Source organism: Streptomyces sp. NPDC127190 (genome assembly GCF_042672505.1).
Classification (GTDB): Bacteria; Actinomycetota; Actinomycetes; order Streptomycetales; family Streptomycetaceae; genus Streptomyces.
The window spans coordinates 375,979-398,788 of sequence record NZ_JBHXVE010000002.1 but is presented as its reverse complement, the minus strand read 5'-3'; the positions used below and the strand labels follow the sequence as shown (position 1 = coordinate 398,788).

Below are 22,810 nucleotides of genomic sequence, written 5' to 3'. Positions count from 1 at the left end.
ATGAGCACGACGACGACCGAGGCGCTCTCGGCCACCACTCTGCTGCGGTTCGCCACCGCCGGCTCCGTCGACGACGGCAAGTCCACCCTGGTCGGGCGGCTGCTGCACGACTCCAAGTCGGTCCTCGCCGACCAGCTGGAGGCCGTGCAGCGGGTCTCCGAGAGCCGCGGCCAGGACGCCCCGGACCTGGCGCTGCTCACCGACGGCCTGCGCGCCGAGCGGGAGCAGGGCATCACCATCGACGTGGCCTACCGCTACTTCGCGACGCCCCGGCGCCGGTTCATCCTGGCCGACACGCCCGGCCATGTGCAGTACACCCGGAACATGGTGACGGGTGCCTCCACCGCCGAGCTGACGGTGATCCTGGTCGACGCCCGCAACGGCGTGGTCGAGCAGACCCGCCGGCACGCGGCGATCGCGGCCCTGCTGCGGGTGCCGCACGTCGTCCTCGCGGTCAACAAGATGGACCTGGTCGACTACGAGGAGACGGTCTTCGCGGCGATCGCCGAGGAGTTCACGGCGTACGCGACCGAGCTGGGCGTGCCCGAGGTCACCGCGATCCCGATCTCGGCGCTGGCCGGTGACAACGTGGTGGAGCCCTCCGCGCACATGGACTGGTACGGCGGCCCGACCGTCCTGGAGCACCTGGAGACGGTGCCGGTCAGCCACGACCTGGCGCACTGCCACGCACGGCTGCCCGTGCAGTACGTGATCCGGCCGCAGACCGCCGAGCACCCGGACTACCGGGGCTACGCGGGGCAGATCGCCGCGGGTTCCTTCCGGGTCGGCGAGGAGGTGACGGTCCTGCCGTCCGGGCGGACCACGCGGATCTCCGGCATCGACCTGCTCGGCCGGCCGGTCGAGGTGGCGTGGACGACGCAGTCGGTGACGGTCCTGCTGGAGGACGACATCGACGTCTCCCGCGGCGATCTGATCGTCCCGACCAAGGACGCGCCGCCCACCACGCAGGACGTGGAGGCGACCGTCTGCCATGTCGCCGACCAGCCGCTCACGGTGGGCCACCGGGTGCTCGTCAAGCACGGCACGCGCACGGTCAAGGGGATCGTGAAGGACATCCCGTCCCGGCTCACCCTGGACGACCTGTCCCTGCACCCGCACCCAGGCCGGCTCGTCGCCAACGACATCGGCCGGGTGAAGATCCGTACCGCCGAGCCGCTGCCGGTGGACTCCTACGCCGACTCGCGCCGCACGGGCTCGTTCATCCTGATCGACCCGTCCGACGGCACCACGCTCACCGCGGGCATGGTCGGCGAGTCCTTCGCCTCCCCGGAGCCGGTCACGGACCCGTCCGACGACGACGGCTGGGACTTCTGAGCATGCGGCCGACCGATGTCTACGGGACGTTCGCGAAGGAGGGCGGCCGCGTCGGCAGCGGCGCCGTCGGCAGCGGAGAGGGCGGGGTGGCCCGATGTGCGCGCTGACGTACGCGCACCGCTCGCGCGCCCTCGCTCCCCGTCGTAGACGAAGACCTGCCGATCTCCCGGCCACGACCTGACAGACGTGACCGCCGGGCCAACGAGAGGAACGCCTCCCGTGCCTGCCAGCTCGAAGCTCCTTCGGCGCGGCGCTGCCGCGCTCGTCGTGCTGCCCCTGCTCGCCCTGTCCGCCTGCGGCTACGGCTCCAAGGCCGCCGACACCGGCACCGTCAAGATCGCCGCCGGGGCCAGGAAGATCGACGGACTCGACTCCGTCAGGATCGGCTACTTCGGCAATCTGACGCACGCGACCGCGCTGGTCGGCAACCAGAAGGGCTTCTTCCAGAAGGAGCTGGGCGCCACCCGGGCCTCCTACCAGGTGTTCAACGCGGGCCCGTCCGAGATCGAGGCGCTCAACTCGGGCTCGATCGACATCGGCTGGATCGGCCCCTCCCCGGCGATCAACGGCTACACCAAGTCGGACGGCACGAACCTGCGCATCATCGGCGGTTCCGCCTCCGGCGGCGTGAAGCTCGTCGTCAACCCGAAGAAGATCAGGTCCTTGAAGGACGTCAAGGGCAAGAAGATCGCCACCCCGCAGCTCGGCAACACCCAGGACGTGGCGTTCCTCGACTGGGTGTCGCGGCAGGGCTGGAAGGTCGACGCGCAGAGCGGCCAGGGCGATGTCTCCGTCGTCCGCACGGACAACAAGGTGACCCCGGACGCCTTCAGGTCCGGCTCCGTCGACGGCGCCTGGGTGCCGGAGCCGACCGCGTCGAAGCTGGTCGCGGAGGGCGGCAAGGTCCTGCTGGACGAGGCGTCGCTGTGGCCGGACAAGAAGTTCGTGATCACGAACATCGTCGTACGCCAGAGCTTCCTGAAGGAGCACCCGAAGGCCGTCGAGGCGGTGCTGCGGGCCTCCGTCGAGACCAACAGGTGGATCAACGCCGAGCCGGAGCAGGCGAAGGCCGCGGCCAACAGGCAGCTGGCCCTCGACAGCGGCAAGGCCCTGCCCGCCGGCGTCCTGGACCCGGCGTGGAAGTCCATCCGCTTCACCGACGACCCGCTGGCCTCGACCCTGCGCACCGAGGCACAGCACGCCGTCCGGGCCGGCCTGCTGGACCGCCCGAAGCTGGACGGCATCTACGACCTCACCCTCCTGGACAAGGTCCTGAAGGCCGAGGGCGAGAGCACTGTCAGCGACGCCGGTCTCGGCGTCAAGTAGCCCTGTAGCCGATGAGTTCCCAGGAGGTGACGTCCATGGCCACGACCCTCGCCGAGGCCGCCCGGTCCGTCGAGCACGCGGCGCGCATCGACCATGTCTCGAAGTCCTTCCCGACCCCCGGCGGGCGGCAGCTCGTCCTGGACGACATCAGCCTCGATGTCGCGCCGGGCGAGTTCGTCACCCTGCTCGGTGCGTCGGGCTGCGGCAAGTCGACCCTGCTCAACCTGGTGGCGGGGCTGGACGAGCCCTCCGCCGGCAGCATCACCACCGAGGGCCGCCCGGCCCTGATGTTCCAGGAGCACGCCCTGTTCCCGTGGCTGACCGCGGGCAAGAACATCGAACTGGCCCTGAAGCTCAGGGGTGTGCCGAAGAGCGAGCGGCGCGAGCGGGCCGAGCAGCTGCTCGAACTGGTCCGGCTGAAGGGCGCCCACGGCAAGCGGGTGCACGAGCTGTCCGGCGGTATGCGCCAGCGTGTCGCCATGGCCCGCGCGCTCGCCCAGGACAGCCGGCTGCTGCTGATGGACGAGCCGTTCGCGGCCCTGGACGCGATCACCCGGGACCTGCTGCACGACGAGCTGACCCGGATCTGGGCGGAGACGGGTCTGTCCGTGCTGTTCGTGACGCACAACGTGCGCGAGGCGGTGCGGCTGGCGCAGCGGGTCGTCCTGCTGTCGTCCCGGCCGGGCCGGGTGGCCCGCGAATGGCGGGTGGACCTCCCGCAGCCCCGGCGCATCGAGGACGCGCCGGTCGCCGAACTGTCCCTGGAAATCACGGATGTACTGCGTGAGGAGATCCGCCGCCATGGCCAGCACTGAAACGACCGAGACGGCCGGGGAACTGGCGAGCGTCGAGGCGGGCCTGGACGCGCTGGAGACCACGGTCACCGGCCGGCCCTCGCTCCGGCAGACCTTCGTGGGCAAGATCCTGCCGCCGCTGGTGGCCACCCTGGTGGTGCTGGCGGTGTGGCAGGGCCTGATCTCCTTCAAGATCGTCGATGATCCGGCCAAGCTGCCCTCCCCCGCCGCCGTCGGCGCCGAGTTCCGGGACGCCTGGCTGGAGGGCAAGCTCCTCGGCTACATCTGGACCTCCGTCTCGCGTGGCCTGCTGGGCTTTCTGTTCGCCCTCGCCATCGGTACCCCGCTGGGGCTGCTGGTGGCCCGGGTGAAGTTCCTGCGGGCGGCCATCGGGCCGGTGCTGTCCGGGCTCCAGTCGCTGCCGTCGGTGGCGTGGGTGCCGCCCGCGGTGATCTGGCTGGGGCTGAACAACTCGATGATGTACGCGGTGATCCTGCTCGGCGCCGTGCCGTCGATCGCCAACGGCCTGGTCTCCGGCATCGACCAGGTGCCGCCGCTGTTCCTGCGGGCCGGCCGCACCCTGGGCGCGACGGGGCTGCGGGGCGCCTGGCACATCGTCCTGCCGGCCGCGCTGCCGGGCTACCTGGCGGGCCTGAAGCAGGGCTGGGCCTTCTCCTGGCGGTCGCTGATGGCCGCGGAGATCATCGCCTCCTCCCCGGACCTGGGCATCGGTCTGGGCGCGCTGCTGGAGAACGGCCGCAACGCCAGCTCCATGTCGATGGTGTTCGAGGCGATCTTCCTGATCCTGTTCGTCGGTATCGCCATCGACCTGCTGATCTTCAGTCCGCTGGAGCGGTGGGTGCTGCGCAGCCGCGGTCTGCTGGTGAAGGGCTGACCATGCGCAACGAGTCCGTTCTCCTCCTCGTCGCCCACGGCAGCCGCGACCCGCGGCACGCCGCGACCGTGCACGCCCTGGTGGAGCGGGTGCGGTCGCTGCGGCCGGGGCTGCGGGTGGAGACCGGCTTCCTGGACTTCAACGTGCCGTCGGTGCACGGGGTGCTGGAGTCACTGGCGGCCGAGGGGGTACGGGACGTGGTGGCGCTGCCGCTGCTGCTGACCCGCGCCTTTCACGCCAAGGCCGACATCCCGGCCGTGCTGCGGCAGGCGCCGGCGCGGCTGCGGATCCGGCAGGCGGAGGTGCTCGGCCCGTCCCCGCTGCTGCTGTCGGCGCTGGAACGGCGCCTGTACGAGGCGGGACTGAGCCCCGCCGACAAGTCCTCGACCGGGGTCGTGCTGGCCTCGGCGGGGTCCTCCGACCCGGAGGCGATCGCAGTGATCGCGGATATCGCGCGGGAGTGGTGGCACACCGGTTGGTGCGCCGTGCGGCCTGCGTTCGCCTCCGCCGCGGGCTTCCCCCGCACCGAGGACGCCGTGGCCGAGCTGCGGGCCCTCGGCTGTGCGCGGGTGGCCGTGGCGCCGTATGTGCTGGCGCCCGGCTTTCTGCCGGACCGCATCGCGCGGGGGGCGGCCGGCGCCGATGTGCTGGCGGACGTCCTGGGCCCCGCGCCGGAGGTGGCGCGGGTGCTGCTGGAACGTTACGACGCCGCCGCCCGGCCGGCGCTGACGGCGCTGGGCGCCTGACGCCGGGCTTGCGCTCACAGATCGAGCGCCTGCGTGAGGTGCCGGGTGAAGGTGAGACTGGCGCTGCCGGCCGAGGCGGCGATGGCGACGGCCTCCAGCGCGGTGCGGATCCGGCCGCGGTTGGGCGGCAGGCCGTCCTCGGCGGAGAGTGCCAGCTCGCTCTCGATGGTCTCGCCGCGGTCGACGAGGCCCGGGTATTCGGCGTGCAGCGCCTCGGTGAGCCGCTCGGCGACCTCCATGAGGGTCGCCAGATCCACTGTGCCGCGCCGGGGATCGATACCGAACTGGCCCGGGCCGCCGACGTTTCCGTAGTTGTACGTGCTCATGTCCTGTCCTCGCTTCAGGCCCTGGCTGCCGAAGATGGCGGGACCGCTGACGTTACCGATGTGGTGGGTGTGCCTGCCGACGGTGACGTCAAGCTCCCGGTGACCGTGGTCGGGTGGGGGCTCGGGGTGCCACTGCCGGCGAACGGCCCGGTCGCGAACGGGCAGGCGGGCGCGGGCGAGGAGGTTGGCTCGATCGTGACCGTGCAGCGTGCCCGAGCGGGCCGAGAACAGCCACCCATCCGGGTGATCCGGACCCGTTGACCCGGGTACCGGTCCGCCCGTACCGATCATCCTTCGCCTGCTCCCGCCCGCTCGCTCCGCTCCGGCCGTTCCGCGCGCTTCACCCTAGGGACAGGACGGTGAGTTTGTCGCGAGCTTCGGCAACCGGGGCGCATGGGAGGCGGATGCGTGGTAGCGGCCGCGCGGTCCGGCGCTCCCCTGCGACGTCGGACCGCGGCGGCTCTTCGTTCTGCGTCGCCCAGGACACCGATGTCACACGCGGCGTGCGTCCGGCGCCGGGGAGCGACGATTATCGGCCAACCGGCCTTCCCTGCGGGTCAGTCGAAGCGGAGGGAGCCGGTGCGGGTGCGCTTGAGCTCGAAGAAGTCGGGGTTGCGGGCCAGCAGCCGGAAGCCGTCGAACAGCTCGGCGGCCGCCTCGCCGCGCGGTACGGCGCGCAGCACGGGCCCGAACCACACGGTGCCGTCGACGTGCAGGGTGGGGGTGCCGACATAGCCGCCGGAGTCCGGCTCGGTCCCGGCCTCGTGCCGGCGGCGCACGGCGGCGTCGTACGACGGGTCGTGCGCGGCCTCGGACAGGCTTGCCGGGAGGCCGAGTTCGGCCAGCGACTCGGCGACCACGGTGTCGAAGTCCTTGATGCCCTTCTCGTGGATGCGGGTGCCGAACGCGGTGTACAGATCGCGCAGCACCGCGTCCCCGTGCTGCTCGGCGGCGGCCGTGGCCACCCGGACCGGGCCGATCGAACGGTCCACCAGATCCCGGTACCAGTCGGGGAGTTCGTTGCCGGTGTTGTGCAGGTAGAGGCTCATCACCTGGAACCGGAGGTCCAGCGGGCGCAGCCGCTCGACCTCCAGGATCCAGCGGGAGGTGATCCAGGCGAAGGGGCAGGCGGGGTCGAAGTAGAAGTCGACGCGGGTCGGTTCGGCGGGGGTGTCGCTGTACGTCATGGTCGCGACGCTACCCGGGCGGTGGCGCGGAATCCCGACCCAATGGCAGCCCTTTTCCCTGGCCCAATTCCGCCCGCGCGCCGGTCGCCCGCGGATGTTCAGGCGTCCTGGGCCGTCAGCTCGACCAGTTTGAGCACGGTGTTCCAGTTGCGGGTGGTGGCGATCAGACCGCCCGCCGCGTACCGCGGCCGGGACAGCACGTCGGCCAGCTTGGACCGGCCCAGGCCGTCCGGGGCGTACAGGTACAGGCAGCGGTCACCGAGCCGGAACTCCTCGGGCAGGTGGACGGCGGGGTCGATGCCGGCGTAACGGTCCGGGGTGACCGGCTGGGAGAAGTAGGTGACGTGGAGCTGCTTGGGCTGGAGTCCGGCGGCCGGGAAGGGGCAGGCCTCGGCCACCGCCCGGAGATAGGCGTGATCGCGCACGATCACGTCCACGGGGAAGCCGAACCGCTCCTCGATCGCCCCGGACAGTTCCGCCGCGAGCGACCCCTCGTCACCTCGGCCGGTGCTGAAGACGGCCTGGCCGCTCTGGAGATGGGTGCGTACGCCGGTGTGGCCGAGGTCGCTCAGAAGCGCGCGCAGGTCGGCCATGGGGAGCTTCCGGCTGCCGCCGACGTTGATTCCGCGCAGCAGCGCCGCATAGGTCGTCATCCGGCCAGCGTAGAACGGCCGTCGTGCCCCGTGGGGGCGGGCACGACGGCCGGGTCCCGCGGCAGGCGGGCTGCGCGAAACTCTGGCCGATCGGCGGGGTGCGGATCAACCTCTACGCGCAGCTGTGACTTGTTCAACAAGCCTTCGTAATCACAAAGTGGATCTCTGGCGTCGGATCGGACACGGGGGTGGGTCCGGCGCGGCCCGCCGATCCGTCACCGCTCCGACGGCCGTATGCGATCCGGAAGTTCGGCCTCGATGAGGTCGGCCGCCCGGCGGGTGCCGCCCTCCTGCGCCATCTCCTTGCGGATCCCGGCCAGCCGGTGCGCGACCTCCGGGTCGTCCACCAGGGCGAGGGCGGTCTCGCGCAGCCGCTCGGCGGTGGCCTCCTCGGTGTCCAGCCGCCGGGCGACACCGAGCGACTCGAGCATGTCGGCGTTGCCGAACTGGTCGACGGCCTGCGGTACGGCGATCATCGGCGTGGCGGTGGCCAGGCCCTCCTGGCTGCCGCCGGCCCCCGCGTGGGTGACGAACAGGTCGGCCTGGCGCAGGATCGCGAGCTGCGGTACCCAGTCGCGCACCTCGACCCCGGGCGGCACCTCGCCCAGCTCGGCCGGATCCACCTGGCTGCCGATCTGGAGGACCAGATGCCAGCCGGGCAGCTCGCCGAAGGCGCGCAGGCACTCCCGGTAGAACGCGGGCTGCTTGGTGAAGGCCGAGCCCAGCGACACCAGCACGACCTTCTCGGCGCCGGCCGGCCGCTGCCACTCGCCCTGCTCCGCGCGGTCCCCCTGGCAGGCGCCGACGAAGCGGTGGACGCGTTCGTCCACCCGGTCGGCGTGCGGCTGGAGGGCCCTGGGGATGAGCACGATCGAGCGGTCCGGGCGGCCGACGAAGGGGTCCGGGTGCTCGGTGATCCCGTTCTCCGCGAGCCAGGCCGCGAAGCGCGCGTAGTAGGCCTGCCCGCGCGGGGTCCGCCGGGGCTCGGCCCACATCGGCTCGGCGACCTCCTCCTCGTACCCCTCCCAGGCGACGAGGTTCGGGGAGAGGGAGACCGCCGGGACGCCCCAGCGGTGGGCGAGGACCCGGGCCGGGTAGGAGGTGATGTCGTGCAGGACGAGGTCGGGTTCGTCGCCCGCGAAGGCCTCGGCGAGCTGCGGCAGCGCCTGGATGGCGTCCGCCAGGAAGGGCTCCACGTGGTCCAGCAGGGTGCTCCCCCAGGCGCTCGGATCGGCGTCGGGGGCGGGCAGCGTGGAGGTGTAGGGCACGGGCCGGGCGCCGGTCGCGGCGACCTTCTCGGCGAACACGGGCGGGATGGCGTAGCTGACCCGGTGTCCCCGGGCGACCAGTTCACGGATCACCTCCAGGCTGGGGTTCACATGGCCGTGGGCGGCGACGGAGAACATCGCTATATGGGCGTTCATGAGGACGACCGTAGGCGAGACGAGACGTCTCGTCCAAGGGTTTTCCAGGACGGGCCGCGCGGCCCCGATTCCTCACCGAGGGCCCACGCACCCGGTCCGACCTGTGGAAATGGGAGACTGGCGGCGCGGCACCACGGCGGTACGACGGCAGCGGCGAAAGGCACGAGGATGGACGAGGCACGGGCGCGTAACGTACTGGACGCGGCGGGAGTGCTGCCGGGCCCGGCCCGGGACGCGCGGCTGCTCGCCCTGGGCGAGAACGCGGTGTTCGCCGTCGGGGATCTGGTGGTCAAGGTGGGCCGCGACGCCGAACTGCTGGAGCGGGCCGGGCGCGAGCTGGCCGTCGCCGGCTGGCTGGCGGAGGCGGGCGTGCCCGCGGTGCGGGCGGCCGAGCCGGAGCCGCGGCTGGTGGCGGGGTATCCGGTGACCGTGTGGCTGCGGCTGCCCGAGGCGGTCCGGCCGGCCGAGCCGCGCGACCTGGCCGAGCTGTTGCGGGTCGTGCACACGCTCCCCGCTCCCCCGTTCGCGCTGCCGCCCCGGGATCTGCTGGGCGGGGTGGAGCGATGGCTGCGGCTCGCGGGGGACGCGATCGACCCCGCGGACGCGGCCTATCTCCGTGCCCGCCGGGACGGCTTCGCGGCGGCCGCGGCCGCGCTGACGCCCCGTCTGACACCGGGGCCCGTCCACGGCGACGCGCTGCCCCGCAATGTGCACGTGGGGCCGGACGGGCCGGTGCTGGTCGATCTGGAGACCTTCTCCATGGACCTGCGCGAGCACGACCTGGTGGTCATGGCTCTCTCCCGGGACCGGTACGGGCTGCCCGCCGAGAGGTACGACTCCTTCGTCGAGGCGTACGGCTGGGATGTGCGGGAGTGGGAGGGGTGCGCGGTGCTGCGCGGGGCGCGGGAGACCGCCAGCTGTGCGTGGGTGGCCCAGCACGCGCCGGGCAATGAGGCGGCACTGGCCGAGTTCAGGCGGCGGGTGGGGTCCTTGCGGGACGGGGACGAGACCGTGCGGTGGTATCCCTTCTGAGCCACCGGCCGCGCCGGCGCTACGCGGGCCGGGCCGCGGTCAGCTCTCGCAGGGGCCAGGTGCCGTCCACCACCGCGTCCGCCTCGCCCTTGCGGCGCAGGAAGTCCTGGAAGTCCGCCGCCCATTCCGCATACCACTCGATCTGGGCCCGGTGCAGTTCGGCCGGGCCGAGCGCGGCGATCTTGGCGTGCCGGTCGGCTATCGCGGTGGCGAGGCGGGCCGCGGCCAGAGCGTCGGCGGTGGCGTCATGGGCCGCGCCGAGGACTATGCCGTACTCCGCGCACACCGCCTCCAGGTTCCGCTTGCCCCGGCGGTAGCGGTCGACCCGGCGGTCGATGGTGTACGGGTCGACGACCGGCGCCGGGGCCCGGCCGCCCAGCCGCTCGGACAGCGACGGCAGGCCGTGCCGCAGCAGTTCCGCGGTGAGCAGGGTGAGGTCGAAGGCCGCGTTGTAGGCGACGACCGGCACGCCCGCCTGCCAGGCGGAGACCAGGGCGTCCGCGATCGCGTCGGCGACCTGGTCGGCCGGTTGGCCCTCGGCCGCCGCGCGTTCGTTGCTGACGCCGTGCACGGCCACCGCGTCGGCCGGGATCTCCACTCCCGGGTCGGCCAGCCACTCCCGCCGCCCCACGGGCTCGCCGGCCCTGACCTCGATCACCGCGCCGGTGACGATGCGCGCCTCGCGCGGATCCGTTCCGGTCGTCTCCAGGTCGAAGCCGATCAGCAGCTCCCGGTGCCAGCCCATGGGTGATCCCCCTCCTTGGTGGTGCTTTCCCCCAGTGGGCTCCACCATCGCACGCGGCACTGACAATCCGAGGGGCGCGTTCCGCCCGGGACCGCGGGCCGTTCAGGAGACGGGGCGGGAATCCGCCCAGGCCAGCTCGAACTCCTCCCGATAGGTGGAGAAAAGTCCGGCTTCGCCCACATCGTCCGACCTGACCAGCTTGCTGCCGTTGCGCAGCACCAGTACCGGTGACTCCATGCCCCGCGCCCCGCGCAGATAGGACTGCACCACGGCGACGCCGTCGGCACCGTCGCCGTCGACCAGGTAGGCGGTGAAGCGGGGCGTCTCGTCGTACACCTGGATCTCGAAGGCGCCCGGGTCGCGCAGCCGGGAGCGCACCCGGCGCATGTGCAGGATGTTCATCTCGACCGAGCGGCTCAGCTCGCCGCGCTTCATGCCCAGTTCGCGCTCGCGGCGCTTGACCGAGCTGGAGGCGGGGTTGAGGAAGAGCAGCCGCACCCGGCAGCCGGACTCGGCGAGCCGGACCAGGCGCCGTCCGGAGAAGTTCTGCACCAGCAGGTTGAGGCCGATGCCGATGGCGTCCAGGCGCCGGGCGCTGCCGAAGATGTCCTCGGCCGGGAACTGGCGCAGCAGCCGTACCCGGTCCGGGTGGACGGCGACGACGTCGGCGTACCGGTCGCCGACCAGGTCCTCGACCGCGTCGACGGGCAGCCGGCGCGCGGAGGGCACGTCACCGCCCGCGCCGAGCATCTCCAGCAGACGGGCCGAGGCCCGCTCGGCCTGGCCGAGGACCGCCTCGGACAGCGCACGGTTGCGGGAGACGACGTTGCGGGTCACCTCCAGCTCGTCCAGGGCGAGTTCGAGGTCGCGGCGCTCGTCGAAGTACGGCTCGAAGCACGGCCAGTGCTGCACCATCAGCTCGCGCAGCTGCGGCAGGGTGAGGAAGCTGAGCACGTTGTCGTCGGCCGGGTCGAGCAGATAGCCCTTGCGGCGGCTGACCTCCCGTACGGCGACCGCGCGCTGCACCCACTCCTGGCCGGCCGGACCGGCCGCGGCGACCACCCAGTCGTCCCCGTGGACGGGTTCGTAGACGGGCCGCAGGACGGCGGCGACGACCGCGCGCAGCCGCTGTTCGACGAGGTTCAGCCAGATGTAGGCCCGGCCGGCCCGCTGGGCGCGGGTGCGCACCTCGTGCCAGGCGTCGGCGTCCCAGTCCAGCTCCGGCCCGATGGATCCCGCGTCCATCGGCCGGGCCAGGGACACCGCGCCGGGCGGGACGTCCGCGGAGTTCCCCTCATGACCCTCGTCACCAGGGGGCAGCTCCAGCCCTCCCGAGCCCACCCGTGCACCGCCTTCCGCTTTCCGCGCTTCTCCCCGTCTCAACGATCAAGGAAGGGTACTCCGGGAGCGGTACGCGGTGCAGCCGGATGGACAGGTCGGTTTCCCGGATGGTTTTCTCAACTCCTCTGCCTTCCACGGCCGTTCCGCCGTGGCCGTGCGCGGGGAGTGAGCGGATTCATAGCCGCCGTGCGCGAGCCGCACTGACCCCGGGCGCGGGACGCCCGCCGCACTTTCCGGGAGACTCGCTGGGCGACCGGCCCCCGGCCGGGCGGCACACCTGGGAGAGTCGTGTCCATGCAGGTCTGGCCTGGAACGGCGTATCCGCTCGGCGCCACCTATGACGGCGCCGGAACCAACTTCGCGGTCTTCACGGAGGCCGCGGACCGAGTAGAGCTGTGTCTGCTGCACGACGACGGCTCGGAGACGGCGGTGGAACTGCGCGAGAGCGACGCGTTCGTGCGGCACGCATACCTGCCCGGTGTGATGCCGGGGCAGCGGTACGGGTTCCGGGCGCACGGTCCGTACGACCCCGGGCGCGGACTGCGCTGCAACTCGGCGAAGCTGCTGCTCGACCCGTACGCGAAGGCGGTCGCCGGGGCCGTCCGGTGGGGCGAGGAGGTGTACGGCTACCACTTCGGGGCGCCCGAGCGGCGCAACGACCTGGACTCGGCGCCGCACACCATGACCTCGGTGGTGATCAACCCGTACTTCGACTGGGGCGACGACCGGCCGCCGCGCACCGAGTACCACCACACGGTGATCTACGAGGCCCATGTGAAGGGCCTGACCATGCGGCATCCTGGGCTGCCCGAGGAACTGCGCGGCACCTACGCGGGGCTCGCCCATCCGGCCGTCATCGAACATCTGACGGAACTGGGGGTGACGGCCCTGGAGCTGATGCCCGTACACCAGTTCGTGAACGACCACCGGCTGGCCGATCTGGGGCTGAGCAACTACTGGGGTTACAACACCATCGGCTTCTTCGCCCCGCACAACGCGTACGCCTCCTGGGGCGACCGGGGCCAGCAGGTGCTGGAGTTCAAGTCGGCGGTGCGGGCGCTGCACGAGGCCGGCATCGAGGTCATCCTGGACGTCGTCTACAACCACACCGCCGAGGGCAACCATCTGGGGCCGACGCTGTCCTTCAAGGGCCTCGACAACCCGTCGTACTACCGGCTCGCCCAGGACCGCCGGTACTACATGGACACCACCGGCACCGGAAACTCGCTGCTGATGCGGTCCCCGCACGTGCTCCAGCTGATCATGGACTCGCTGCGGTACTGGGTCACCGAGATGCATGTCGACGGGTTCCGCTTCGACCTCGCGGCGACCCTGGCCCGGCAGTTCCACGAGGTGGACCGGCTGTCGTCGTTCTTCGATCTGGTGCAGCAGGACCCGGTGGTGTCCCAGGTGAAGCTGATCGCCGAGCCGTGGGACGTGGGCGAGGGCGGCTACCAGGTGGGCAACTTCCCGCCGCTGTGGACCGAGTGGAACGGGAAGTACCGCGACACCGTGCGGGACCTGTGGCGGGGCGAGCCGCGGACGCTCGCGGAGTTCGCTTCCCGGCTGACCGGCTCCTCCGACCTCTACCAGGACGACGGGCGCCGCCCGCTCGCCTCCATCAACTTCGTCACCTGCCACGACGGCTTCACGCTGCACGACCTGGTGTCGTACAACCACAAGCACAACCAGGCCAACGGTGAGGAGAACCGGGACGGCGAGAGTCACAACCGGTCCTGGAACTGCGGGGCGGAGGGCCCGACCGACGACCCCGGGGTGCTGCGGCTGCGGGAGCGCCAGATGCGGAACTTCATCGCCACCCTGATGCTGTCCCAGGGTGTGCCGATGATCAGCCACGGGGACGAGTTCGCGCGCACCCAGCACGGCAACAACAACGCCTACTGCCAGGACAACGAGGTGGCGTGGCTGGCGTGGCCCGAAGAGGGCGGCACGCTGCTGGACTTCACGCGCGCGATGGTGTGGCTGCGGCGCGACCACCCCGTCCTGCGGCGGCGCCGCTTCTTCCACGGCCGTCCGGTGGAGGGCACCCATGACGACCTGTCCGACATCGCCTGGTTCACCCCGGAGGGGCGGGAGATGACACAGCGGGACTGGGACTCGGGGCGGGCCTCCGCGCTGACCGTGTTCCTGAACGGCAACGCCATCTCCGAGCCCGGTCCGCGCGGGGAGCGCATCACCGACGACTCCTTCCTGCTGATGTTCAACGCCTCCCCCGAACCACTGGAGTTCGTGGTGCCGGTCGACCACGGCCGGCAGTGGCAGCTGGTGGTCGACACCGCCCAGGAGGACGGAGTACCGCCGGGCACCGGGGAGAAGGTGGCGGCCGGCGACCGCATCACCCTCCCGGACCGCAGCCTGACAGTCCTCCAACGCCCCGCCTGACACCCCGCCGGGCCGGTCCCGTCCACTGAGGCCGGCCCCCGACCCGGCTCGGCTCGCGCCCACGCGCGCGTGGGCAGGCGGGCGCCCTTAAGTCGTCAGCCGTGTCCTGGGTCAGGTCGCGTCCGCGCGTGCGGGGGTGGTGGATTCGGTCGGGGGCAGGAAGGGTGCTGGGCGGGCTGTCAGCGCGATGGTGAAGGTGAGGGCCGCGGACGCGGTTGCCGTCGCGAAGGCTGCCGAGGGGCCGTGGGAGTCGGCCAGGGGGCCGGTGGCGGCGACCGCGAGGGCCTGGCCGGCGACCAGGGAGCTGGTCGCGGAGGCCATCGCCTCGGCCAGCCGGGACGGTGGCACGGCGCGTTCGGTGAGCCCGAACACCGTGACGAGGTGCGGCGCGTAGGAGGCGCCGAGGACCGTGACGACGGCGTACAGACCGGGCAGGCCGTGGCTGACGGGCAGCGGCAGCGACAGCAGGAGCGCGGCGCCGGTCGCCAGCCGCCAGCGCGTGCGCAGCCCGATCCGGGCCGGTACGGCGGCCATGCCGAACCCCGCGAGCGCGCTCATCACCCCCATGGCCGCGTACACGAGCCCCGCCTGGTCCTCCTGCCCGAGCCGGGCGGTGAGCGCGGTGATCCCGGCCTGGCAGGCCCCGAACATCGCGCCCTGAAGCGCCAGTGCGGCCCGCAGGGCGTGCACGGAGCGGGGCATGGGGCTGCGGGGCATGGGGCTGCGGCGCCCGGGGGTGGGGCCGGCCGGGGTCGGTCGTACGGCGTGGGCGGTCGGGTGGAGGGCGAAGGCGGTGCCGCAGGTGGCGGCGAGGAGCGCGGCGGCGGCCAGCGCGTACGCCGGATGGGCGAGCACGGCGGCGAGGCCGACCAGGGCCGGGCCGAGGACGAAGGACAACTCGTCCAGGGTGCTCTCGAAGGACAGCGCGGCGCCGACCGTGTGCTCGGGGGCGCCCGCGCGGCGGGCGAGGGCGACCAGCCGGGCGCGGGCGAGCGGCCCGACGAGCGGCACGGTGGCCCCCGTGACGGCCCCGAGGAGGGCCAGGAGCGCCGTGGGCAGCCCGGCGAGCGCACCGGTGACGAGGGCGGCCGTGGCGAGCGCGTGGGCGAGCGAGAACGCGAGCACGACCGGACGCTGCCCGTGCCGGTCGGCGAGCCGTCCCACCAGCGGCCCGCAGACCACCTGGCCGAGCGCGAGGGCCCCGCCGGTCAGCCCGGCGGCGGACAGCGAGCCGCTCGTGCGGGCGACGAGCAGCACGCTGCCGAACTGGACGGTGGCCGTGGGCAGCCGCCCCAGGAACGACACCCCGGGCAGCAGCGGCCCGGTCAGGCCGATCACGTCCCGGTAGGTGTCCCGTGTGCGGCGCGGGCCCGGTTTCCCCGTTGTTCCCATCGCTCGACGCTAGGCACACGTGCGGGGGGCCGTGCAGGGGGCGATGACACGAAAGACGGCGGGCGGGGTACGTAGCTTTCCATGACCTCTGCGCGCCCCCGGCCCCAGGTGCCCACGGCCACCTACCGGCTGCAAGTGCAGCCCGCGTTCCCGTTCGCCGCCGCCACGGCCGCCGTGCCGTACCTGGCGTCGCTCGGCGTGTCGCACCTGCATCTGTCCCCCGTCCTGGAGGCCGTACCGGGCTCCACGCACGGCTACGACGTCGTCGACCCCGCGCGCGTGCGCGAGGAACTGGGCGGCGAGGCGGGCCTGCGCACGCTGGCCCGGACCGCGCGGGAGCACGGTCTGGGGCTGGTGGTGGACATCGTGCCGAACCACATGGCGATGGCGCCCCGGCACAACCGGGCCCTGTGGGAGGTGCTGCGCGCGGGGCCCGGATCGCCGTACGCGCGCTGGTTCGACATCGACTGGGAGGCGCAGGGCGGCCAGGTGCTGCTGCCGGTGCTCGGCGGGCCGGTCGGCGAACAGCTGGCGCACCTGGTGGTCGACGGGGACGTGCTGCGCTACCACGACCACGCCTTCCCGCTCCGCCCCGGTACCGAGGAGCTGCCGCTGCCGGAGCTGCTGGACGCGCAGTGGTACCGGCCGGTGTGGTGGCGGCTGGCCCGCACCGAGCTGAACTACCGCCGGTTCTTCAGCATCTCGGAGCTGATCGGGGTGCGGGTCGAGGACCCGGAGGTGTTCGAGGCCACCCACGCCAAGATCCTCCAGCTGGTGCGGGAGGGCGTGATCGACGGGCTGCGGGTCGACCATCCGGACGGGCTCGCCGACCCCGAGGGCTATCTCACCCGGCTGCACGAGGCGACCGGCGGCTGCTGGACGGTGGTGGAGAAGATCCTCGCCGACGGCGAACGGCTGCCGGTCTCCTGGCCGGTCGCGGGCACCACCGGCTACGACGCGCTGCGGCACGTCGACGGCCTGTTCACGGACCCGGCCGGGGCGGCGGAACTCCTCACCGAGTACCGGCGGTTCGCGGCCCCGCAGACGGACCGGGGCGGCGACTGGGACGCCACCGCCCGCCGGGCCGCCTACGAGGTGCTCCGGCACGAGCTGGCCACCGAGGCCGACCGGCTCACCCGGGTCGCCGCCCGGCTGTGCGCCGCCTCCCCGGACCTCTCGCTGCGCGACCGGGCGCCCTGGGCGCTGCGCACCGCGCTGGAGGAGCTGCTGGTACGGCTGCGGGTGTACCGGCCGTACGCCGGCGGCGAGGTGGCCGAGGTCGTCACCGCCGAGGCGGCCGAGGAGGCCCGGCATGCCTTCGTGGTGCCCGAGGAGGCCGGCGCGGTGGACGTCGTACGCCGGCTGCTCCTGGAGCCGCCCGGTGACCCGTCGGCCCCCGACCACGCCGGCCGGGTGGAGTTCTTCACCCGGTTCGCGCAGACGGCGTCGGCGTTGCGTGCCAAGTCGGTGGAGGACACCGCGTTCTACCGCTATGTGCCGCTGCTGTCGGCGACCGAGGTGGGCGGCGATCCGGGCCGCCCCGGGGTGTCCCCGGCGGAGTTCCACGCGTACTGCGCGCGCGTGCAGCGCGACTGGCCCGCCACCGGCACGGTGGTCTCCACGCACGACACCAAGCGCAGCGCCGATGTGCGTGCCGCACTGGCCGTGCTCACCGAGTGCCCCGGACGGTGGGCGCAGCTGCTGGCCGAGGTCAGCCGGGGCGAGTCGATCGTGCCGGACGGACAGCTGGCCTGGGCGGCCTGGCAGACGGTGTTCGGGCTGGGCCCCGCCGAGGAGGAGCGGGTCCGGGGGGCGCTGCTCAAGCATGTGCGCGAGGCCGGTCTGTACACCAGCTGGACGGAGCAGGAGCCGCCGTACGAGGAGGCGGTGACGGCGTTCGTCGGGGCCGGGCCGTGCGGGCCGCCGGGCGAGCGGGTGGCCGCGTTCCGCAAGGTGCTGGAGCCGTATGTGCGGGCCAATGTCCTCGGCACCGCGCTGGTCCATCTGACGATGCCGGGCGTGCCGGACGTGTTCCAGGGCACGGAGGGCGAGTACCGGGCGCTGGTGGACCCGGACAACCGGCGGGTGGTGTCCTTCCCGCCCGGGCTGCCGGGCGAGAAGGACGCGCTGACGGCGGCGGCGCTGCGGCTGCGCGCCCGCCGGCCGGACGCCTTCGGCCCGGCGGCGACGTACGAGGCGCTGGCCGCCGAGGGCCCGGCGGCGGAGCACTGTGTGGCCTTCGCCCGCTCCGGGGAGGTGGTCACGGCGGTGACCCGGCTGCCGCTGCGGCTCGCCGAGGCGGGCGGCTGGCGGGAGACCCGGCTGCCGCTGCCGCCGGGCCGCTGGACCGGTCTGCTCGCTCCGGGGCGGGAGTTCTCCGGGTACGCGCGCGTGGCGGAGCTTTTCGAACGGCTGCCGGTCGCCCTGCTGGAGCGCGCCCCGGAGGACTGAACCCAGCGTTGAGGCCGATCCGGAGGGCGGACGCGGCTCCGCCCGGCGCGGCGAGCGGGGCGGTCGGATGCGCCGGAGGCGCCGGGGGTGGTGCTGCTGAGGCCCGCGGGCCGTGCCGCGCCTCCTGAGGTGCACCGGGAAACGCAGGGGACGCGTCACCGCCCCGGGCCCGCGTCCGGGCGCCCCCGGGCGCCTCCCCCGCCGTCTCCTTGACAGTTCACCCGTCCCGTGCGGGACTGGGAGGGCGAAGCCGGGCGGACTAATCGGGGGTGAGTCTCCTGCCGGAGCTGCGCTACCCCAGCGTTCCCGAACTGGTCGGCTTTGCCCGGGCATTGACCACTCGGGCACCCGGGCTGTGCACGCTGCGCCAGGTGGGGCTCTCGCGCGCGGGACGGCCGCTCCATCTGCTGTCGGTGGGGCACGCGCGCCGGGCGGTGCTGGTGGTCGCGGGCGCCCACGCCAACGAGCCGACGGGCGGCAGCACCCTGCGCGTGCTGGCCGAACGGGTGGTGGCCGAGCGGGAGTTGCGGGCCGGCGTCTCCTGGCACTTCCTGCTGTGCGCGGACCCGGACGGGGCGAGCCTGCATGTGACGCCGGCGCCGCGCAGCCTGCTCGACTACCACCTCGGCTTCTACCGGCCGACGGGCGCGGAGCAGCCGGAGTGGTCGCCGTCGGTGCTGCCTCCGGACCGGCTGCCGCCCGAGACACGGGCGCTGACCGGGGTGATCGACGAGCTGCGCCCGTACCTCCAGGTGACGCTGCACGGCACCGATCTGGGCGGCAGCTGGGTGCAGTTGACGCGGGACGTGCCGGGCCTCGCCGAGCCGTTCGCCAAGTCCGCGGCGGAGCTGCACATTCCGGTGGAGACGGGCGCCTCGGACGCCGCGGGCTGGCCGGTCCTGGGGCCGGGGGTGCATGTCATGCCGGGCCCCGAGACGGGCGTCGCCTACCCGAGCATGCCGGACGACGCACGGCACAGCACCTGGTACCACGCGCACCGCTACGGCGGTCTGACGGCCGTGGTGGAGGTGCCGATGTGGGCGAGCGACCTGGTGGACGATCCGGCGCCGCATCCGGCGCCCGCGGTGGCGATGCAGCGGCTGGCCGGGCGGCTGCGGCGGGACGCGCTGGAGGTGGAGCGGATACTCGCCGACGCGCTGCCCCGCCTGGACGGCGCGGACGGTCCGCTGCTGCGGGCCGCGCGATGGGTGCTGGAGCTGGTGCCGGGGCTGGCCGAGGACTGGGTGCAGACGCCTCCGGCGGCGGGCACGATGGCGTACATCGGCAGCGTGGACGCCTTCGGCCGGCGGCTGCCGCTGCGGGCGGCGGCGATGCTGCTGCGGGTGCTGCGGGAGGCCGACGACCACGCGGCACCGCGGCTGGAGCGGCTGGTCGTCTCCTGGTGCGACTCCTTCGCGGTGCGTTTCCGGGCCCGCTGGGTGCCGCTGGAGCACCAGGTGGAGCATCAGTCCCGGACGGTGCTCGCGGCGGCCCGGCAGGCCCGGCAGCAGGACGTCTGAGCCACGGCGGACGGCCCCGGCGGCGCGTTCAGTCGTCCAGGGCGAAGACGGAGCCCGTCCGCGCGTTCATGACGCAGGTGTTGGTGTACGTCTGCCGGAACTCGACGGGCCGTCCGTGCCACCACCCGCGCGCGTGGGCGGTCACCGGCGCGTACAGCATGGTGCAGAAGACGTTGCGGGGCGGGATGCGGCCGATGTCGCCGTCGGCGGCCGCGAGTTCGGCGCATGCCTCCGCCGCGTGCGCGTGCCCCTGCGGCGGGTCGCACAGCAGCAGCGTGCCGCGCGTGTCGCGGGTGTAGGCGTCGCCCCGGGTGACCGTCAGATACAGCCGGTCGCCGGAGCCGGACAGGGGTCCTGAGGCGCGGTCCGCCGCCTGGGCCGGGCCGGCGGCGAGGAGACCGGCTGCCGCCAGCAGCGCCCCGGCGGCCGCGGCCGTTCGGACAGGACGGATGCGGCCGGGGAGCGAAGTGGGACCGGCGAGCCTGGTGAGACCGGTGAGATGTGTCATCCCCGAAGCATCGGCGCGGCGGCGCGGATTCCGCAGCGCGCCGCTCCCGGCCTCACCCGATCGGGAGACCACACGCGCGCGTGCCGGAGCGCCAGTTCGAACCGGCGGGCCCGGACACACGCCCGCCCCTCGGAGGCACGGGCATGCGGGGCGGCGGCGCTCAGCTCACCGCGAGCCGGAAGGCCATTCTGCCGAAGGCGACCTGGTCGCCCTCGCGGACGACGACCGAGCCGATCACGCGGCGGCCGTTGACCGTGGTGCCGTTGGTGGAGCCGAGGTCCCTGAGGATCCACAGCTCGCCCTCGCGCCTGAGTTCGGCGTGCTCACGGGAGACCGTCTCGTGGGTCAGGCGCAGCCCACTGGCGGGGTCGCGGCCGATGCGCAGCGGTCCGCGCTGCGCGGGATGCGGCAGCAGCAGCTTGGGCAGCCGCTCGGCCTGCCAGGCCCGGCGCAGCCGTACCGTGAAGCCGGAGACGGCCTCCACGGTGCCGAGGACCGCCCGGGAGAGGCGGTTCTCGCGGGGCAGGTCGGCCACGAGGACGGCGAGTTCGTCGGCATGGCGGGCGGCGAGCGCCAGTTCCATGCGGTGCACGAACGTGTCGTGCGAGATGCGGCCCATCGCGACGCCGTCCCGCAGCACCTGCAACGCCTTGTCGCGCTGCGCGTCGGACAGCCGCGCGGGATAGGTGGGGAACTCGAAGGACGACGTCACGGAGGTGATTGTCGGTCAGTGAACCCCTGGTGTCCAGAAACCGTGGAATCGGTGCCCACCTGCGAGTACTGCCACGACACCGATCGGGAAAGGGATCGAATGCGGAGGCGGATCGATCGTCCTGGCGGCACGATGGGACCGCGGGACATCACGGTGAGCAGGCGATCCATCACAGACGAAGGGGAACCGTCCGTGCAGTTCGAGGTGTGGGCACCGCAGGCAGACCGAGTGACGCTCCAGTGCGCGGGCGACACGCGCGCGTTGGCGCGCGATCCTGCGCGGGCGGGCTGGTGGACGGGGGAGGCGGAGGCCGAGGACGGCACCCGGTACGGGTTCGCGCTGGACGACGGTCCCGTGCTGCCGGACCCGCGCTCGCGCCGCCAGCCGGACGGCCCGGACGGGCTGAGCGCGGTCGTGGACCATGGACGGTACGCGTGGCGGGCGTCGTGGGCGGGGCGCGGGCTGCCGGGTGCGGTGCTCTACGAGCTGCACGTGGGCACGTACACCCGCGAGGGCACTTTGGACGCGGCCGCCGACCGTCTCGGCCACCTGGTGGAACTGGGCGTGACCCATGTGGAGTTGATGCCGGTGTGCCCGTTCCCGGGGCGGCACGGCTGGGGGTACGAAGGGGTGTCGCTGTGGGCGGTGCACGAGCCGTACGGCGGCCCCGAGGCCCTGAAGCGCTTCGTGGACCGGGCGCACGAACTGGGGCTGGGCGTCGTGCTGGACGTGGTGCACAACCACCTGGGCCCGTCCGGTAACTATCTGCCGCGCTTCGGGCCGTACTTCACGGATACGCACACCACCCCCTGGGGTGCGGCGGTGAACCTGGACGCGCCCGGTTCGGACGAGGTCCGGGCCTTCCTCGTCGGCAGCGCGCTGGCGTGGCTGCGGGACTACCGGATCGACGGGCTGCGGCTGGACGCGGTGCACGCGCTGTACGACACGCGCGCGTGCCACTACCTGGAGGAGCTGTCGGCCGCCGTGGACGCGCTCGCCGAGGAGGTGGGGCGCCCGCTGTTCCTGATCGCCGAGTCGGACCTGAACAACCCGCGGTTCATCACCCCGCGCGCGGAGCAGGGCCTGGGGCTGCACGCCCAGTGGAACGACGACTTCCACCATGCGCTGCACACCGCGCTGACCGGTGAGTCGCAGGGATACTACGCCGACTTCGCCCAGGCCCCCTGCGCCGCGCTCGCCAAGACGCTCACCGGCGGGTACTTCCACGACGGCGGTTACTCCAGTTTCCGGGGCCGGAGCCACGGGCGTCCGCTGGACCGCGCGCGCGTGGCCGGGCACCGGCTGCTCGGCTACAGCCAGACCCACGACCAGGTCGGCAACCGCGCCCAGGGCGACCGGCTCGCGGCGTCCCTCTCCCCCGGTCTGCTGGCCTGCGCGGCCACGCTGACGCTGACGGCGCCGTTCACGCCGATGCTGTTCATGGGCGAGGAGTGGGCGGCCGGCACGCCCTGGCAGTTCTTCACCGACCACACCGATCCGGAGCTGGCCGAGGCGGTACGACAGGGCCGGCGGCGGGAGTTCGCGGCGCACGGCTGGGCCGCGGAGGAGGTCCCGGACCCGCAGGACCCGGCGACCCGCGAGCGGTCCTGCCTGGACTGGTCGGAACCCGGCCGCGACCCCCACGCGCGCGTGCTGGCCTGGTACCGGGAGCTGATCGCGCTGCGCCGGGACCAGCCCGACCTCACCGATCCCGACCTCACCGACATCAAGGTGGCCTACGACGAGGACGCCCGCTGGCTGGCCTTCCGCCGCGGCGACGTACGGGTGGCGGTGAACCTGGGCAAGCAGCCGGCGGCGATCCCGCTGGGCACCGCCCGGGTGGAGGTCCTCGCCGCCTGGACCCCGGTGTCCACCCCGGGCCCGGACGGCCTGCTCCACCTCCCGGCCGAGTCCTCCGTGGTGCTGACCCAGCCCTGAGACACGGTGCTGGGGGGCGGTGTGCGTGGTGTGTGTCGTCCCGGTCGGTGCCCGGCGTCTGTGGCGTGCGCGGGCGGTCTCT

Annotated in this window: 18 protein-coding genes and 1 pseudogene; 10 read left to right on the top strand and 9 right to left on the bottom strand. The window is 73.2% G+C overall.

Features of this window, described 5'->3' with window-relative positions:
* The 5 genes from ACFVIU_RS05030 to ACFVIU_RS05010 all read left to right on the top strand — a co-directional run bounded on the left by ACFVIU_RS05030 (position 1) and on the right by ACFVIU_RS05010 (position 5,096).
* Complete coding sequence (locus ACFVIU_RS05030; protein WP_385840684.1) at positions 1 to 1,335, top strand: sulfate adenylyltransferase subunit 1; 1,335 nt, start codon at positions 1 to 3, stop codon at positions 1,333 to 1,335.
* A 219-nt stretch (positions 1,336 to 1,554) separates the two neighbouring features.
* Complete coding sequence (locus ACFVIU_RS05025) at positions 1,555 to 2,661, top strand: aliphatic sulfonate ABC transporter substrate-binding protein (protein ID WP_385840682.1); 1,107 nt, start codon at positions 1,555 to 1,557, stop codon at positions 2,659 to 2,661.
* 11 nt (positions 2,662 to 2,672) lie between these two features.
* A complete protein-coding gene (locus ACFVIU_RS05020) occupies positions 2,673 to 3,476 on the top strand; it encodes an ABC transporter ATP-binding protein (RefSeq protein ID WP_385840681.1) in 804 nt (267 codons plus the stop codon).
* The gene (locus tag ACFVIU_RS05015; RefSeq protein ID WP_385840680.1) at positions 3,463 to 4,350 is read left to right on the top strand and encodes an ABC transporter permease; all 888 of its coding nucleotides are present in this window, start codon (positions 3,463 to 3,465) and stop codon (positions 4,348 to 4,350) included. The genes ACFVIU_RS05020 and ACFVIU_RS05015 overlap by 14 nt, the downstream gene beginning before the upstream one ends.
* A gap of 2 nt (positions 4,351 to 4,352) precedes the next feature.
* On the top strand, positions 4,353 to 5,096 hold the full coding sequence (locus tag ACFVIU_RS05010) for a sirohydrochlorin chelatase (RefSeq protein WP_385840679.1): 744 nt from the start codon (positions 4,353 to 4,355) through the stop codon (positions 5,094 to 5,096).
* A 14-nt stretch (positions 5,097 to 5,110) separates the two neighbouring features.
* On the opposite strand, the gene ACFVIU_RS05005 is transcribed toward ACFVIU_RS05010, so the two are convergent.
* From ACFVIU_RS05005 to mgt, 4 genes and pseudogenes are all read right to left on the bottom strand, one after another.
* Positions 5,111 to 5,422: a hypothetical protein gene (locus ACFVIU_RS05005; RefSeq protein ID WP_385840678.1), complete on the bottom strand. Its 312-nt coding sequence runs from the start codon at positions 5,420 to 5,422 to the stop codon at positions 5,111 to 5,113.
* A 557-nt stretch (positions 5,423 to 5,979) separates the two neighbouring features.
* Positions 5,980 to 6,609 carry a DsbA family protein gene (locus ACFVIU_RS05000; RefSeq protein ID WP_385840677.1) on the bottom strand — a complete coding sequence of 210 codons (630 nt, stop codon included), beginning with the start codon at positions 6,607 to 6,609 and terminating at the stop codon, positions 5,980 to 5,982.
* A gap of 98 nt (positions 6,610 to 6,707) precedes the next feature.
* Positions 6,708 to 7,262 carry a DUF1697 domain-containing protein gene (locus ACFVIU_RS04995; RefSeq protein ID WP_385840676.1) on the bottom strand — a complete coding sequence of 185 codons (555 nt, stop codon included), beginning with the start codon at positions 7,260 to 7,262 and terminating at the stop codon, positions 6,708 to 6,710.
* 215 nt (positions 7,263 to 7,477) lie between these two features.
* Positions 7,478 to 8,762: pseudogene (mgt, locus tag ACFVIU_RS04990) on the bottom strand (macrolide-inactivating glycosyltransferase).
* A gap of 92 nt (positions 8,763 to 8,854) precedes the next feature.
* Between mgt and ACFVIU_RS04985 the strand changes: the two are divergent.
* Positions 8,855 to 9,718, top strand: coding sequence for a phosphotransferase enzyme family protein (locus ACFVIU_RS04985; RefSeq protein ID WP_385840674.1), 864 nt, complete (start codon positions 8,855 to 8,857; stop codon positions 9,716 to 9,718).
* A 19-nt stretch (positions 9,719 to 9,737) separates the two neighbouring features.
* Here ACFVIU_RS04985 and ACFVIU_RS04980 read toward each other — a convergent pair whose 3' ends face one another.
* Together ACFVIU_RS04980 and ACFVIU_RS04975 are read right to left on the bottom strand one after the other, a co-directional pair.
* Positions 9,738 to 10,463: a 3'-5' exonuclease gene (locus ACFVIU_RS04980; protein WP_385840673.1), complete on the bottom strand. Its 726-nt coding sequence runs from the start codon at positions 10,461 to 10,463 to the stop codon at positions 9,738 to 9,740.
* A 102-nt stretch (positions 10,464 to 10,565) separates the two neighbouring features.
* Positions 10,566 to 11,804, bottom strand: coding sequence for an SAV2148 family HEPN domain-containing protein (locus tag ACFVIU_RS04975; protein WP_385840672.1), 1,239 nt, complete (start codon positions 11,802 to 11,804; stop codon positions 10,566 to 10,568).
* A gap of 294 nt (positions 11,805 to 12,098) precedes the next feature.
* Between ACFVIU_RS04975 and glgX the strand changes: the two genes are divergently transcribed.
* The gene (gene glgX, locus ACFVIU_RS04970) at positions 12,099 to 14,207 is read left to right on the top strand and encodes a glycogen debranching protein GlgX (protein ID WP_385840671.1); all 2,109 of its coding nucleotides are present in this window, start codon (positions 12,099 to 12,101) and stop codon (positions 14,205 to 14,207) included.
* A gap of 111 nt (positions 14,208 to 14,318) precedes the next feature.
* Here glgX and ACFVIU_RS04965 read toward each other — a convergent pair whose 3' ends face one another.
* On the bottom strand, positions 14,319 to 15,599 hold the full coding sequence (locus ACFVIU_RS04965) for an MFS transporter (RefSeq protein ID WP_385840670.1): 1,281 nt from the start codon (positions 15,597 to 15,599) through the stop codon (positions 14,319 to 14,321).
* A gap of 81 nt (positions 15,600 to 15,680) precedes the next feature.
* Between ACFVIU_RS04965 and treY the strand changes: the two genes are divergently transcribed.
* Together treY and ACFVIU_RS04955 are read left to right on the top strand one after the other, a co-directional pair.
* Positions 15,681 to 18,050: a malto-oligosyltrehalose synthase gene (gene treY, locus ACFVIU_RS04960; protein ID WP_385840668.1), complete on the top strand. Its 2,370-nt coding sequence runs from the start codon at positions 15,681 to 15,683 to the stop codon at positions 18,048 to 18,050.
* A 269-nt stretch (positions 18,051 to 18,319) separates the two neighbouring features.
* Entirely contained in the window at positions 18,320 to 19,570 is a 1,251-nt protein-coding gene (locus ACFVIU_RS04955; RefSeq protein WP_385840667.1) for a M14 family zinc carboxypeptidase, read from the top strand.
* Positions 19,571 to 19,598: 28 nt separating this feature from the next.
* Here the strand turns inward: ACFVIU_RS04955 and ACFVIU_RS04950 are convergent, their stop codons facing one another.
* Both ACFVIU_RS04950 and ACFVIU_RS04945 read right to left on the bottom strand, forming a co-directional pair.
* Positions 19,599 to 20,078, bottom strand: a complete 480-nt coding sequence (locus ACFVIU_RS04950; RefSeq protein ID WP_385840665.1) for an SSI family serine proteinase inhibitor — start codon at positions 20,076 to 20,078, stop codon at positions 19,599 to 19,601.
* A gap of 160 nt (positions 20,079 to 20,238) precedes the next feature.
* Positions 20,239 to 20,790: an FHA domain-containing protein gene (locus tag ACFVIU_RS04945; protein ID WP_385840664.1), complete on the bottom strand. Its 552-nt coding sequence runs from the start codon at positions 20,788 to 20,790 to the stop codon at positions 20,239 to 20,241.
* 192 nt (positions 20,791 to 20,982) lie between these two features.
* Between ACFVIU_RS04945 and treZ the strand changes: the two genes are divergently transcribed.
* The gene (treZ, locus tag ACFVIU_RS04940) at positions 20,983 to 22,728 is read left to right on the top strand and encodes a malto-oligosyltrehalose trehalohydrolase (protein WP_385840663.1); all 1,746 of its coding nucleotides are present in this window, start codon (positions 20,983 to 20,985) and stop codon (positions 22,726 to 22,728) included.
* The last annotated feature ends 82 nt before the right edge of the window (positions 22,729 to 22,810 follow it).